General features: G+C 60.6%; 14 protein-coding genes and 1 other RNA gene. 4 read left to right on the forward strand and 11 right to left on the reverse strand.

Annotated features, from left to right (window positions below):
* Nucleotides 1-17: 17 nt before the first annotated feature.
* The 4 genes from gyrA to gyrB form a co-directional block, all read right to left on the reverse strand.
* Nucleotides 18-2,609, reverse strand: a complete 2,592-nt coding sequence (gyrA, locus tag PXH66_RS01080; RefSeq protein ID WP_330929390.1) for a DNA gyrase subunit A — start codon at nt 2,607-2,609, stop codon at nt 18-20.
* Nucleotides 2,610-2,698: 89 nt separating this feature from the next.
* Nucleotides 2,699-3,079, reverse strand: coding sequence for a type II toxin-antitoxin system VapC family toxin (locus PXH66_RS01085; protein WP_345781731.1), 381 nt, complete (start codon nt 3,077-3,079; stop codon nt 2,699-2,701).
* Nucleotides 3,076-3,312 carry an AbrB/MazE/SpoVT family DNA-binding domain-containing protein gene (locus PXH66_RS01090; RefSeq protein ID WP_330929392.1) on the reverse strand — a complete coding sequence of 79 codons (237 nt, stop codon included), beginning with the start codon at nt 3,310-3,312 and terminating at the stop codon, nt 3,076-3,078. Before PXH66_RS01090 ends, PXH66_RS01085 begins: the two co-directional genes overlap by 4 nt.
* A 50-nt stretch (nt 3,313-3,362) precedes the next feature.
* Entirely contained in the window at nt 3,363-5,936 is a 2,574-nt protein-coding gene (gene gyrB / locus PXH66_RS01095) for a DNA topoisomerase (ATP-hydrolyzing) subunit B (RefSeq protein WP_330929393.1), read from the reverse strand.
* A 147-nt stretch (nt 5,937-6,083) separates the two neighbouring features.
* On the opposite strand from gyrB, the gene PXH66_RS01100 reads away from it, so the two are divergent.
* The 3 genes from PXH66_RS01100 (at nt 6,084) to rnpB (ending at nt 7,785) form a co-directional block, all read left to right on the forward strand.
* Complete coding sequence (locus PXH66_RS01100; RefSeq protein WP_330929394.1) at nt 6,084-6,497, forward strand: RrF2 family transcriptional regulator; 414 nt, start codon at nt 6,084-6,086, stop codon at nt 6,495-6,497.
* A 36-nt stretch (nt 6,498-6,533) separates the two neighbouring features.
* Nucleotides 6,534-7,241, forward strand: a complete 708-nt coding sequence (locus PXH66_RS01105; protein WP_330929395.1) for a zinc ribbon domain-containing protein — start codon at nt 6,534-6,536, stop codon at nt 7,239-7,241.
* A 99-nt stretch (nt 7,242-7,340) separates the two neighbouring features.
* Nucleotides 7,341-7,785: RNase P RNA component class A (rnpB, locus tag PXH66_RS01110), an RNA gene on the forward strand.
* Nucleotides 7,786-7,987: 202 nt separating this feature from the next.
* On the opposite strand, the gene PXH66_RS01115 is transcribed toward rnpB, so the two are convergent.
* The 7 genes from PXH66_RS01115 to PXH66_RS01145 all read right to left on the reverse strand — a co-directional run bounded on the left by PXH66_RS01115 (nt 7,988) and on the right by PXH66_RS01145 (nt 13,753).
* Nucleotides 7,988-9,412, reverse strand: a complete 1,425-nt coding sequence (locus tag PXH66_RS01115; RefSeq protein WP_330929396.1) for a DUF7305 domain-containing protein — start codon at nt 9,410-9,412, stop codon at nt 7,988-7,990.
* Nucleotide 9,413: 1 nt separating this feature from the next.
* A complete protein-coding gene (locus PXH66_RS01120; RefSeq protein WP_330929397.1) occupies nt 9,414-9,953 on the reverse strand; it encodes a PulJ/GspJ family protein in 540 nt (179 codons plus the stop codon).
* Nucleotides 9,940-10,431 (reverse strand): type IV pilus modification PilV family protein, encoded by a 492-nt coding sequence (locus tag PXH66_RS01125; protein WP_330929398.1) that lies wholly within the window; start codon nt 10,429-10,431, stop codon nt 9,940-9,942. The genes PXH66_RS01120 and PXH66_RS01125 overlap by 14 nt, the downstream gene beginning before the upstream one ends.
* Nucleotides 10,432-10,535: 104 nt before the next feature.
* On the reverse strand, nt 10,536-11,945 hold the full coding sequence (locus PXH66_RS01130) for a DUF7305 domain-containing protein (protein WP_330929399.1): 1,410 nt from the start codon (nt 11,943-11,945) through the stop codon (nt 10,536-10,538).
* Complete coding sequence (locus PXH66_RS01135; RefSeq protein WP_330929400.1) at nt 11,942-12,514, reverse strand: PilW family protein; 573 nt, start codon at nt 12,512-12,514, stop codon at nt 11,942-11,944. The genes PXH66_RS01130 and PXH66_RS01135 overlap by 4 nt, the downstream gene beginning before the upstream one ends.
* The gene (locus tag PXH66_RS01140) at nt 12,483-12,896 is read right to left on the reverse strand and encodes a hypothetical protein (protein WP_330929401.1); all 414 of its coding nucleotides are present in this window, start codon (nt 12,894-12,896) and stop codon (nt 12,483-12,485) included. Before PXH66_RS01140 ends, PXH66_RS01135 begins: the two co-directional genes overlap by 32 nt.
* 158 nt (nt 12,897-13,054) lie before the next feature.
* Entirely contained in the window at nt 13,055-13,753 is a 699-nt protein-coding gene (locus tag PXH66_RS01145; RefSeq protein ID WP_330929402.1) for a response regulator, read from the reverse strand.
* Nucleotides 13,754-13,987: 234 nt separating this feature from the next.
* Here PXH66_RS01145 and rpsT point away from each other — a divergent pair, with 234 nt between their 5' ends.
* Nucleotides 13,988-14,245 carry a 30S ribosomal protein S20 gene (gene rpsT / locus PXH66_RS01150; protein WP_330929403.1) on the forward strand — a complete coding sequence of 86 codons (258 nt, stop codon included), beginning with the start codon at nt 13,988-13,990 and terminating at the stop codon, nt 14,243-14,245.
* Nucleotides 14,246-14,258 lie beyond the last annotated feature (13 nt).

The following is a 14,258-nucleotide window of genomic DNA, read 5'->3' on the forward strand; positions in this document are numbered from 1 at the left end:
CGCCGAGGCGCTTGGTTTTACTCCGCGGCGGGAGGCTGATCGGACGCCGTTTCACCGGCGTCGGTGTCGGCGGTGCCGTCGGGGGCATCGATGGCGGCGACTTCGCCGGTTTCATCGGCTTCGACTTCGCCTTCGGCGGCGGCGGCGGCGTCGAGTTCCTCGTCGGATTCGACCACCTTGGCCAGGGAGAGCAGGGTGTCGCCCTTGCTGAGGGTGAGGAGTTTGACGCCCTTGGCGCCGCGATTGGTTTCGCGGACGGTGTTGATGGGACAGCGCACGCTCTGACCTTTGGAGGTGAGGAGCATGATTTCGTCGGTGTCCTTGACGCCGAGGGCGCCGACCAGCTGAACGCTGCCGTCGTCGGGCAGGTTGATGGCGGTAACGCCGGTGCCGCCGCGGTTGATGAGGCGGTAGTCTTCGAAGCGGGTGCGCACGCCGAGACCGGCTTCGCTGGCGACGAGGAATTTCTTCTCGTGGTCGACCACTTCGATCGCCTGAAGATAGTCGCCGGCACGTTTGAAACGCATGCCGGTGACACCGCTGGTGGCACGGCCGGTGGCGCGGAAGAGCACTTCGCCGGCGTCGTTCTTCTCGCGGAAGCGCACGGCGAGGCCTTGGTGCGAAACGAGAATGACTTCGCTGGCACCGTCGGTGAGCACGCAGCCGATCACGGTGTCTCCCTCGGCGAGGTTGATGCCGATGAGACCGCTCTCGCGGGTGGCGTTGGTGTAGGCGGCGAGGGCGGTTTTTTTGATTTGGCCGCTCTTGGTCGCCATGACGAGGTAGTGCTCTTCGTCGAAGGCCGAATGCGTGAGCATGGCGGCGATCTTTTCACCCTCGTCGAGCGAGAGAAACGATTTGACCGACTTGCCCTTGGAGACGCGGCTGCCTTCAGGGATTTGGTAAACCTTGCGAGCGAGACACTGGCCGTGGCTCGTGATGAAGAGAATGTAATCGTGGGTCTGCGCGGTGAACAGGTGCTCCACGAAATCGTCGGTGTAGGTGTCGGTGCCGATGACGCCTTTGCCTCCGCGTTTTTGGGAACGGAAGTCGGCGACGCGGGTGCGTTTGATGAAACCGGAGTGGGAGATGGTGATGACCATGCCCTCGTTGGGGATGACATCTTCCATGCGGAATTCGCCCATGTCGGGAGCGACCTCACACTTGCGCGGATTGGAGTATTTGGCCCCGGCTTCTAGGAGCTCGGTTTTGATGACATCGAGCAGAAGGCGTTCGGATTCGAGGATGGCGCGCAGTTCTTCGATGAGGCGAAGGAGTTGGGCGTATTCGTCCTCGATCTTATCGCGTTCCAAGCCGGTGAGTTGGTAGAGGCGCAACTCCAGGATGGCGTCGGTCTGACGCGAGGAGAGCGGATACTTTTCCATCAACTTGATCTTGGCCTCGGCGCGATTGGAGGAGGCGCGGATGATGCGGACGAAGTCGTCGAGGTTATCGAGGGCGATCTTGTAGCCTTCGAGAATGTGAGCGCGGTCCTCGGCTTTTTTCAGGCGGAACTGGGTGCGGCGGGTGATGACCTCGCGGCGATGCTCGATGTAGCAGTCGAGCAGCTCGCGGATGTTCATCTGCTTGGGCCGCTTTTGGTCGAGGGCGAGCAGGTTGACGCCGAAGGACGATTCGAGCGCGGTGCGCTTGTAGAGTTGATTGAGGATGGGCTCGGCTTGTTCGCCGCGCTTGAGCTCGATGACGATGCGGGTGTTTTCGTCGGATTCGTCGCGCAGGTCGCGGATGCCTTCGATGGTTTTCTCCGAAACGAGTTCGGCGATCTTCAGCACGAGGTTGGCCCGGTTCACATTGTAGGGGATCTCGGTGATGATGATCTGCTCGCCGCCCGCTTTCATCTCCTCGGTGTGAGCGCGGCCGCGCATGCGCACGATGCCACGACCGGTGCGCAGGTAGGAATCGATGCCGGCGGTGCCGACGATGAAGCCGCCGGTGGGGAAATCGGGACCTTGGATGAAGCCGCAGACTTCTTCGAGGGAGATGTCGGGGCGTTCGATGATCGCGCAGATGGCGGTGATGAGTTCGTCGAGATTGTGCGGCGGGATGTTGGTCGCCATGCCGACCGCGATGCCGGTCGAGCCGTTCATCAACAAGTTCGGCAGGGCCGACGGCAGGACGGTCGGCTCCGTGGTGGACTCCTTGTAGTTGGGGGCGAAGTCGACGGTGTCTTCCTCGATGTCGGACAGGAGGGTCTCGGCGAGCGCGGTGAGACGGGCCTCGGTGTAACGGTAGGCGGCGGGCGGATCGCCGTCGACGGAACCGAAGTTACCCTGCGGATCGATCATCGGGTAGCGCATCACCCACTTCTGGGCCATGCGCACGAGCGTGTCGTAAACGGAGGAGTCGCCGTGCGGGTGGTAGTTCTTGAGCACCTCACCGACCACACCGGCGCACTTGTCGAAGTTGCGGTTGTGGAGCAGGCCCTCGCGCAACATGGCGTAGAGGATGCGGCGTTGGACGGGCTTCAAGCCGTCGCGGGCATCGGGCAGGGCGCGGGAGACGATGACCGACATCGAGTAGTCGATGTAGGCCGTCTGCATAATATCGGTGATATTAGCGGTGGAGAGCTTTTCGTTGGCGGTGAACATGCGTGGCTGGCGGGATCAGAGATCGGCTTCAGTGAGGCCGGAGGTTTATGAAAAATATGATGCGTTCCTAGGAAGCGCGGAGCGAATTGTCAGGCAGCTGCTTTGGCGAAGTAACGAACATTGGGGAGGTCTTTGAAATCAGCGTCCTGAGTCCAAAGCGTAGCTTGGTGCGCCTGAGCCGTGGCGTAGATGATGGAGTCCGCCATGGCTAAGCGGTGCTCGGCACCGATGCGGGCGGCGGCGTAAGCGAGATTGTGATCGAGTGGAGCCACGGCGGCGATGCTAAGCTCCGCAAGGGCCGTATCGGCGGCGGCTTCTCCCAGCACCGTCCGCAGACGACGAGTGACTTCGTAGATGACGATACTCGGAACGAGCAATTGGTTCCGGTCTTCAATCACGTCGCAAAATTGGTCAGCGGCGGGACTATCGAGAAAATATTCCAAAAGAGCGGATGAATCCACGACGTTCAAAGCGGTCGGTCCTTCTTTTCGCGGCCGACATCAGCATCCGAAAGCCGACCCTTGATGAAGCCACGAAGCGCCTTCATGCCCCGCACAGGAACAAGTCGTATCGAGGAACCATCGTCGACGAATACGAACTTCTGGCCGGGCTTGAAATCGTGGGCCGTGCGAAGTTTTTCCGGGATGACCACCTGATACTTTGGCGATAAAGTAATAGGTGGGGTCATGGTCGATGTGCTCATGGTATTACGATGAAGCTATCGATGGTCTGGTCAAGGGTCCGCGGAGGTGCTTACACGTCCAGGTAGGAGACGTTGAGGGCGTTGTCTTCGATGAACTGGCGGCGCGGGGGGACTTCGTCGCCCATGAGCAGGGTGAACAGGGCGTCGGCTTTGGCGGCGTCGGCGATGTTGACCTTGAGGAGGCGGCGTTTGTCGGGGTCCATGGTGGTCTCGAAGAGCTGCTTGGGGTTCATTTCCCCCAACCCCTTGTAGCGTTGAATGGAGAGGCCCTTGCGGCCGAGCGTGCGAATGTGTGAGAGCACTTCGAGCGGGGCGTGCAGTTCGGTGACGGCTTCGCCTTTTTGGCCGGTGTTTTCGGTGACGGTGTAGCGCGGTTCTTCGGTCGGATGGAACCGTTTGATCTCAAGGCCGGCCTTGCGGATGGCCTGAAGGAGCTTCGTCATTTCGGTGGACTCGAAGATTTCGTGCAGCGTGACGCGGCGCGTGAGGGCGCCGGACTTGCCGGAGAGACCGATCGAGGTGGTGCTGCTGGCGACGGGGGCGGCCGGCTCTTCGCCCTCGGCGGTTTCTTCGGTGTCGAGATCGGCGTCGAGGCCTTGATTGCGGTTGAATTCGGCGCGCTCGTCTTCGTCGCGCAGGAACTCATGGGACTCGTTGTTGCCTTCGCGAATGCGGGCGATGTAGCGGGGCAGGGCGAGGGTTTCGGGATCGTGGCGGTCGAGGTATTCGGTGATCGAGGCGCCGTAGCGGGTGACGCCGGCCCCGATCTTTTCGAGGGCGGCGAGGTGTTCGACGATGCTGTCGATCTGTTCGCCGGTGAAGGTGTGGTTGTCGGCGAGGCGCGTGAAGGTGACGTCTTCGGAACCGAGTTCGAGCAGGATGCGGTTCAGCTGCTCGTCGTTGTCGATATATTGCTCCCGGCGCTTGCGCTTGATGCGGTAGAGCGGCGGTTGGGCGATGTAGACGTAGCCGCGCTCGATGAGGCCCTTCATCTGGCGATAGAGGAAGGTGAGCAGGAGGGTCCGGATATGGGAGCCGTCGACGTCCGCATCGGTCATGATGATGATGCGGTGGTAGCGGGCCTTATCGACGTTGAAGCCGCCGGCGTCATCGGCGAAACCGATGCCGGTGCCGATGGCGGTGATGAGGGTGCGGATTTCCTCGTTGGAGAGCACCTTGTCGAGGCGGGCCTTCTCGGAGTTGATCAACTTGCCTCGGAGCGGGAGGATGGCCTGGTAACGGCGATCGCGGCCCTGCTTGGCGGAACCACCGGCGGAATCACCCTCGACGATGTAGAGCTCGGCGACGGCGGGATCGCGTTCGGAGCAGTCGGCGAGTTTGCCGGGCAGACCGCCGGAGGAGAGGGCGCCCTTACGGATGGTTTCGCGGGCCTTGCGGGCGGCCTCGCGGGCGCGGGCGGCGTTGAGAGATTTGTCGATGAGGCGCTTGGCCACCTGCGGGTTGGTCTCGAAATATTGCATGAGCCCCTCGTAGGACGAGGAACCGACGGTGCTTTCAACCTCGGGGGAGAGCAGTTTGACCTTGGTCTGGGACTCGAACTTGGGATCGGAGTGCTTGATCGAGATAACGGCGGCGAGGCCTTCGCGCACGTCGTCGCCGGTGATTTGCGGGTCCTTGTCCTTGAGCAGCTTGTTGGCGCGGGAGAACTGGTTGATGGCGCGGGTGAGGGCACTGCGGAAACCGGAAAGGTGGGTGCCGCCGTCGGGGTTGTGGACGGTGTTGGTGTAACAGAGCACCTGATCGTTGAAGGAGTCGTTGTATTGGAGAACGACCTCGACGTGGATCTCGTTGGGTTTGTCGTCGATCATGAGCTCCGTCTGCTTGGTGATGCGGACGGGATCGGGATGAACGACCTGCTTGCCCTCGTTGAGCTGGCGGACGAATTCGACCACCCCATTCTTGTAGAGGAAGGTGACGGGCTTCGGCACGGCCGGGCGCTCGTCGACGAAGTTGATCTGCAGGCCCGAGTTGAGGAAGGCGAGTTCGCGCAGGCGTTGGGCGATGCGGTCGCCGATGAAAACGGTGGTTTCGCGGAAAATCTCGGGGTCGGGTTTGAACGTAACGTAGGTGCCGGTGCCGCGAGCTTTGCCGATGACGGCGAGTTTTTTCACCGTTTTGCCGCGCTCGAACTTCATGTGGTGGACCTCGCCATTGCGGGAGACCTCGACCTCGAACCATTCGGAAACGGCGTTCACGCACTTGGCTCCGACGCCGTGGGTGCCGCCGGAGAATTTGTAGCCGCCCTGGCCGTATTTACCGCCGGAGTGGAGGGTGGTGAGCACCATCTCGACGCCGGGAATGCCGTATTGGGGATGAATGTCCACCGGGATGCCGCGGCCGTCATCGCGGATCGAGATGGAGCCGTCGACGTGGATGGCGACGTCGATCTTGTGGCAATGGCCGGCGAGATGTTCGTCGACCGAATTATCCAAAACCTCGGAAACGCAGTGATGCAGCGCACGCTCATCGGTGCCGCCGATATACATGCCGGGCTTCTTGCGCACGGCCTCGAGGCCTTCGAGCTTGCCGAGTTTGGAGGAGTCGTAGGAGCCGGAGATGGCTTTGTTTTCGGGAGGAGGAACCGGATCAGGTGTGTCGGACATGCAGAAGTGGGAAAGTGACGGGATTTAAGGGTCAAAGAGCATAGCAAAAGCAGAACTGTCACAATCGAATTTTTAGGCCGGTTATCGGGTTCTTTTCGGGTATTAGAGGTTGCCGACTAAAGATTGGGCTTTAGCGTCCGCGATCGAGTGAAGTTATCGGTCAAAGTAGACTATGCCTGTCGGGTTTTGGCGCAATTGGCGCGCTCGTATGGCCGCGACGAGTTGGCTCACATCGAGTCGTTGGCCAAGGCGGAGGGCGTGCCGGCCAATTATCTGGTGCAAATCCTCAGCGAGCTGCGCAACGGCGGCCTGATCTCCAGCAAGCGGGGCAAACAGGGCGGTTACGCGTTGGCCCGTCCGCCGGAGGAGGTCACGCTCTTCGACATCGTGCGGTTGATCGAAGGCGACGTGTTGGAACTGAATGGTTCGGGCGAAGGCTTCAGCGGGGCCAAGGTCGACACGGTATGGCGGTCCGTGCGGGAGACTTTGGAAGAGAAATGTCGCTCCTGCACCCTGGATATGATGGTCAATACCAGCTCGGAGGAGATGTATTACATATAGAATCTCAGCTTCCCGACCTACCTCCAATTTTTCTCCATGCGACACCCTGCCATTGAACCCCTGTTGATCCTCCAAGACCGCGAGCAGAGCCGACGCGCTTTGCAGCAGCAACTGGACATGATTCCCGGGGATGTGGCGCGGGTGCAGGCCAAAATCGATGCGGAGAAGCAAGCGATCGACGCGGCTAAAAACGAATGGCGGGAACTCGAATCCAAAAAGAAGTTACTCGAGACGGAAATCGGATCGGCCGAGGAGAAACTCGCCAAATACCGCACGCAGCAGTCGTTGGTGAAAAAGAACGACGAGTATCAAGCGCTGGGTCACGAGATCGAGACCATGAGCGCTAAAGTGAGTGGCATGGAGGAGCAGGAGCTTGAGATCATGTATGCCATTGATGCGGCCAAGAGTCGCTTCGCGGCGGCCGAGACAGAGCTGAAGACCAACATCGCCGATCACGAATCCAAGCTCGCCACGCTGGCCCAGCGCAAAACGAGTCTGGCGAGCGAACTCGCTGCGGCGGAGGGCGAAGTGAGCACGGCCCGGGAGCCGATCAGCGAAAAGTTTTTACGCGTTTTCGATCGCATTGCGGAGCGCCAGTTTCCGGCCTGCGCGGCCGTGGTGGGCGGCAACTGTGGAGGGTGTCATCTTAAAGTGTCCGGCGAAAACGAGTCGGTGGCGCGCAAAGGCGAGGAATTGGCCACCTGCGACCAATGTGGGCGCATCATTTGGTGGGAAACGTCCTGACTTTTGGCGCCCGCGCGACGGGCTTGCTTTCGGCGCGGGAAACGAAGAATGTGGTCGGCTTGGTTCCGGGGCCAGATCGTCGCTCCGGGGTTCTTTGTATCCCAAGGCGCGGTTAATCGCCGCGCTCGATAAGATTAACTCCCGGAGAGGAAAGTCCGGACACCACAGGGCAGGATGCCGTGCGAGCTTCACCGCAAGCACGGGCGGCGCGCGTCAAGGCGCGTCGACGGATCAGTGTCACAGAAAACAAACTACCGTGTCGTCGTAAGGCGGTGCGGAAAAGGTGAAAAGGTGGGGTAAGAGCCCACCGCGCCGGCTGCAAAGTCGGCGGCAGGATAAACCCCTTCCGGTGCAAGGCAAAATAGGCGGCTGACCGGCCCGGTTTTAAGCCGCGGGTATGTCGCACCCACCGTTGTTCAGGTCCTTCGGGTTCTGAGCCATGGCGGGCAGGTCCTCCTGGCAACAGCGAGGGCTTGAGATAAATGACGATCCACGCGTCGTTCGCGACGCGGAACAGAATCCGGCTTATCGGCCCCGGAACCAAGTTTTTCTCCGCCGGACCGGCCGGGGTGTGTGTTGGAAATAGGACGAACCAGCGCCAGCCTCATTTCACACTCACCCTGCGGCCTGGGACGGAGCCGATCCCGGACGGCGTTCTCGCCGAAAAGCGGTGGCTACAGGCCCAGCTTCTCAGCTCCGCCTTGCCCGCTACCGACTGCGTTTTCAGCGCTGGTGCCTCCTATTTCCTACGGACCACCGATGGCGGCGTAAGGCGCACGATCCACGGGGGAATTCAATTCGGAGTAGCTGGAAATTTTCAGCGAGCCGCCCGAACCGAAGTTCTTCAGCGACTCGTCGTAGTGATAAGCGCCGCTGCCAGTCAATGTGGCCGACTTCACGATGGCGGAGCCCGCAAAGTCCGTGCTGCCGGGCAGGGTAAGATCGGCGTCGGGGGCGTAGATCAGCGCGTTCAAGGCGCCACTGCCTGTCAGTCGGATGCTTTGGCCGGAGACGCCATTGCGCGTGCTCCAGATTTGCAGTGCCACGGGGGCGGCCGGATTTGTGATCCCGGCGCCCGAGATATCAATGTCTCCCGGCGTGTAGATGGTAAGCGTGGCGTCGGAGGCGAGCACGATCTTGCCGCTGGCGGCGACCCTGATGGTTTCAATGCTGTCGGGCGGCAGGTAGAGGGTGACATCTCCTTCGATGGTCAGGGTCGCGGCACCTTCGACCTTCAGGCTATTGAGCTGATACGAAGTCGCGACGCCCGGGGCTCCCATGGTCTCGGAGCTCAGATACCACGGTGGTCCACTGACGCTGCGGGGGAGGATGTAGGGGACCCTCACGGTGCCGCCGGTGGGTGGTTCCACATCCTCAAAGGCGGCGGTAAAATTGGTCGCCAAAGCGCCCGGGGCGACGTTGTAGGGTCCAGAGATGGCCATGCCTCTGGGGCCGACCTGTCCGCCCCAGCTCATGGCGAGTCCGGCGCTGCTGCCGGCCCCCACGGAGACGACGCCATACACGTCCGAACTGCCGATGCTGACGGACGGCAACGCGCCGGAAACGGTGGCCATGCGGCTGTTGTCCAGCGCCACGCCCGAGCTCCAGGGCACGGCCGGGGTGGTGGGGTCGTTGTCGGGATCGGAAATCCAGCTGTCGAACCAAGCTCCCCCGCTCGCCACAATGGTTTCGCGGGCCAACAACCCGTAGGAAAACAGCGTCCGCGTGGTGATGCCGATTCGCAGCCACTTTTCCACTTCGCTGCCGTCGGCGAGCTGAATCACGCTGCGGGCCACCACAGTGGGCGGGGAGCCGTTGTAGTTCTCCACCAGCACCTTCACGTATCCGGTGACGTTTCCGCTGTAGGCGAATCCGTCAAACTTGCGCGTGGCAGTCGATCCGCTGGTGGTCCAGCCGTCCCAGGCCGCCGCGTTGCCGGTATTGGCCTGATTGAGGGACCAAAGGCCATGTTCCAGCCCCGTCTCGGCCAAGTCGTAAGCGGCCGTCAAATAAACGGAACGGTGCGAAATCGTCGCGGTGGAATGACTGAGCGTGAGGTAGCTGGTCAGGGTGAGAGCGATGACCGCCACGAAGATGAGGGCGGCGAGCAAAACGCCCCCGCGATTGGCGCGTCGGTCATGATCGGTTGCGAAGGAACCGTTGGGTCGCACGTCAACTTACCCTTTTGTTCCGCAGGACGAACCGAGCGGAGATCAAGCGTTGGGTGGAATCCACGTTCGTGTTCGCCTTTCGGGTCAGGTCGAGGTCGACCTGAATCATTTTGGCGGCATCGCCCACCACCGTGGGCGCGGCTTCGACGTCAAGTTCGGTGGTGTTGATATCGAATGCCTTGAAAGTGAAGTCGGTGATTTCGTCGGCCAGCACTTCGGTCGTGCCGTTCACGGAACGGGTGAAGGTGGCTCCGTCGGCATTGAACGTGTAGGTCACGGTGGACCCATTGACGACGAGTTCCAGCGTTTTGGTGTTCGTCCAATCTGCATCGGTCGCTTCGCGGCAATCTTGACCAAAAATTTGAAACGTCATGCGGGCCTGCGCCTCCATGTCGTTGTATTGGCTCAGACTAACGCCGCCCCGACCGAGGTAGAGATAGGTGCTCATCACGCCGGCGAGAACGAATGCGGAAATCGTCACCGCCACCATCAGCTCCGCCAGTGAAAACCCCCGGCGGGATTTTGGCTTAGTTTTGAGCATGATTGTAGTAGTAATCAAAAAGTCCGTTGCGGGCATACCGCATGCGGAAAACCCGGGAGAGCTCCCGACCGCTGATCGCGGTCCAGGTGGCGGTGATATCGATTTCCTTCATCTCGGAGGCGTAACCCGCTACGTCGCTCACGCGGCGAACGATTTCCAGGCGATCGCCGGCGATGGTGCCAGCGGTATGAAATTCAGAAATATCCAGCACTTCTTCGGCCGGCAGGGCCGAAATGTTGGTCCAGTTCAGCAAGCGAATCCGCTCCATTTCGCTTTGAATCATCTGGGAGGCGGCGGTGCTGGTGCGAGCGGTATCGAGATTGCTTAATCCCGCTTGGATAACGATTACCGCAGAAGAGAGTGCCATGGAAAGCACGCCCGTGGCGGCCATGACTTCGATGAGGGTGAAGGCACGGCGACACTTGGTCTTCGCCCGGCCGTAGAGGGTCGGGGGGGAGGACGGTTGGTTCGCTTTCATGAATAACAGCGTTGTAAATGCCCGCTGTGTTGCAAACCGAGGAACTACGCAAAACGGGTTCGGGTCCTACTTACTTTTGTGCGATAATCATGAAATTTCATGACCTAGAAGCTCAAGACTCCGGCGTAAAGGGTCCGATCCGCGGCGGAGGTGAGTTCGGTCCAACCGGCGATGCCGAACGGGTTGCCATCCGTCATATCGGAGAGGGCTTCATCGTAGTGGAACGCGCTGCCGCCGGTCACGGTGATGCTGTCGGCCACGATCGCGCCGTAAACGCTGCCGCTGGCTCCGCCGCCGTTCATGGTGACATCGGCGTTGGGGGCGTAAACCACGGCGCTGAGTTGACCGTTTCCTGAGATGGAAACGGATTGGGTCCCGGCGGATCCCGCCGCTTTGGTGCTCCAGAATTGAAAAGCCTCGGGATCATTGGCGTTGGCGATGCCCCGGCCCGAGATGGAAACATCGCAGGACGCATACATCTGCAAACTGCCGCCGTTAAGCACTTGGATCGAGGTTTGGCCGCCGAGGCTCACCCCGGCACCGCTCGGAGTGGTGATGCGGATGACCACGTCGAAACCGGAGTTGATGACCAGTTGTTTACTCGCATTACCGCTCAACGAAATGCTGCCCACATCGTAGTAATAAACGCCGTCGGCGGCGGGCGTATCCAATACCCGGGGCAGGGCGGTCGCGCCGTTAATCGTGGCAATGGAGTAGCCAGCGGTGGTGGGAGCGCTGGTGTCCTCGAAATTGGTGGTGAAATCCGTGGTGACCCGGGAGTAGTCGATGGTGCCGGCGGAAGCGGTGAAGTCGCCAACGATTCCGTTGGGTCCCACGTCGAGCCCCGAATAATCGGCGGTGCCGATTGAAACGTAGCCCCAGATGTCGGAGTTGCTGAGGCTGAAGCTGTTGACGGCCACTGATCCGCTGCCGGCGCTGCCCCGGTCGTAGCGATTGCGGTTACCGCCGCCGAGATTGGCGTCGTAGCTGCCCAAGCGGGAGTCGTAGCTGTCGACCGAGGCGTTGCCACCGCTGAACGTCAGGGTATCCTTGGCCACGAGCCCGTTGGCAAAAAGCGAACGCTTCGAGAGGCTGACGCGAATCCACTTTTCAATGACCGCACCCTGGGCTGGCGTAATCGTCGAGCGCGCGACGATGACCGGCGCGACGGCGAGGCTGTAGTTGCGGACGTAGACGCGCACGTTGCCGGTGGAGTTGGCGTCGAACTGAAATCCGGTGAAGTTGCGCCACGCGTTCGCGCCGGAGGTGGTCCAATCCGTCCATGCGTTGGGGTCGGCATCGACGGCCTTGTTGATGGACCACATCGCTTGTTCCAAGCCGGTTTCGGCGAGGTTGATCGCCGCGTTGGCATAAAAGGCCCGGTGGGAAACATTGAGATTGGTCTGGCCGATGTTGATGTAGCTGACCAACGAGATGCCGATCACGATGGTGAGCAGCATGGCGACGACCAGCAACGAACCGCGCTGACCGGAGCGGGAGCAGGGACGGATCATGCCGAAACGCGTTTGTTGCGAAGAATATACCGGGCGGAAAGCACGGTGTTGGTCGCGGCCGAGACGGTGGTGGTGACCCGGGATGCCTTCAGGTAGACCTGCAATTGCTTGGTGACATCGCTGGCCGCGTCCCGTTTGGCGATGGTCGACAGATCGCTGACATCGACCTGGGCGCCCGTGATCATGTAACCGTCGAATTTGAAGGTAAGAATCCCATCGATCATGGTGGTGGTGGCCCCGGCACCGGCCTGGCGAGTGAAGGTCTTGGCGGCGGCGTCATGCGCATAGGTGATGGCAACGCCGTTGACCGTCAGGGTGACACTGTTGGCCGAGTTCCACGTCAGCTCCGATGCTTGCCGCGTGTCCTGGGCAAAATACTCCAGCCCCACGCGGGCTTCGCTTTCCATCTCGGCATAGTTGCTGATGTTGGCGCCACTGCGGCCCAGAAACAAAAACGTGGTCATGACCCCCGTCATCACGAAGGCCGCAATCGTGGCCCCGACCATGACTTCGACGAGTGAGATACCCCGCTGGCGGTTACGATCGGGCGAGCGTGTAATAGTAATCATAAAGTCCATCTTTCGCGTAATAGGTGCGGAATTGGCGGGATAGGGAGCGACCGTCCACCGCGGTCCATGTGACCTGCAGGATGATTTCCTTCATTTCGCCGACCTTGCCGGCGACGTCGCTGACCGTGCGATTGAGGGTGAAGCGAGCAGCAAGCGCGGCGTCATCCGAGAAAACACTGGAAAGATCCACCGTGCTGGTGCCGGTGAGCGAGGCGATGTCGGCCCAATCCATCAGCCGGAGTCGCTCCATTTCGCTCTGCAACACTTGGGACGAGAGCGTAATGTTACGGGCAACGTCCAAGGTTTTGAAGCCCCGCACCATGGTGTAGATCGAGGTGGAGAGCCCGAATGCCATCACAAAGGTCGCCATGGTGACCTCCATGATTGTGAAACCGCGGCGTCGTTTCCGACCGCGCGGCAAGGACCGGACTGATGGCGCTGCATTCATCGCCGTCAGCATACCGCCGATGAAACGCGAAGAGTTAGAGGAAGACGGACGTTTTTATTGCCCTACGCCAATAGGCCGTAACGGGCCTATACCTAGGTCCAATCAGCGCCGCGCTCTTTTTGGTTCTGCGACTGAATGAAAACCGCGGCGGCTTGGGAGCGCCTTCTGACCTGCAATTTATCGAAGACGCTGCCGAGGTAGTTCTTAACGGTGTTATCGCTGAGGCTGAGCTCGTCGCCGATTTGTTTGTTGGTTTTGCCTTCCGCCACGCGCGCCAGCACCCGAAACTCCTGGGCGGACAAATCTTTCAAGCTGGTGTCGCCGGCCCGGGGCTCTTCGCCGCGCAGCCGTTGCATGACTCCGGCCGTGATGTCGGGGGAGAGAATTGATTTACCGCTCAGCACGCAGTGGATCGCGTTCATCAAGCCCGCCGGGTCGATCTCCTTCATGAGGTAACCGGTGACGCCGCTGGTGATCGCCTCGTAAACGAATCCGTCGTTGGAAAAGGACGTCAGCACGATAACTCGCGTGCTGGGCAAAGACTTGAGAATGGTGCGGCAGGCGGAAAACCCGGTTCCGTCCGGCAGCCGAATATCCAGCAGGATCAAGTCCGGTTTCAGGAGCAGGGCTTGTTCGATGGCCTCGGCGACAGAACCGGCCTCGCCGCAAACTTCCAGGCGGTCCTCGGAGTTGTGCGTTTGAATCACGGAGCGAATCCCTTCCCGGACCAACACGCTGTCATCCACGATGAGGATGCGTGAATTGCGCGGCGGGGATTCGATGAGACTCATATTGGCTGGTGGTGTGGTGGCGACGACTCGAACGGACCAGTTAAGGCACGAGGCCTGTGGCTGGAAAGGGTTGATTTGGGTTTGTCATGCAAACATTACAACGCTTCGCAGGCAGTCGAACATGGTTTCTCCGGACCGAGACGTTCCAACGCGGGACACGACCGGGACCAATTCGCCCTTGACTCGACTGCGGTGGTTTGAGTTTTTCGACCTCTTACAACTTTCACAATCATCATGGCAAACACCACGTCCGCACTCAAAGCCGCTCGCCAGACCGAGCGCAACACCGCCCGCAACAAAGCGGTAAAGACCCGTCTGAAGACTCTCCGCAAGAAGCTCAACACCGCTGTCGAAGCCGGTGACAAGGATGCGGTCAAAACGGCGGGCTCCGCCTTGGCCTCCGCCATGGATCGCGCCACCAAGTCCGGCGTCGTGCATCGCAACGCTTCCGCCCGGACCAAGTCCCACGTGGCCAAGATCCTCGCCAAGTAAGCGAGTTTCTTCG

The organism is Synoicihabitans lomoniglobus (assembly GCF_029023725.1).
Taxonomy (GTDB): Bacteria; Verrucomicrobiota; Verrucomicrobiia; order Opitutales; family Opitutaceae; genus Actomonas; species Actomonas lomonigloba.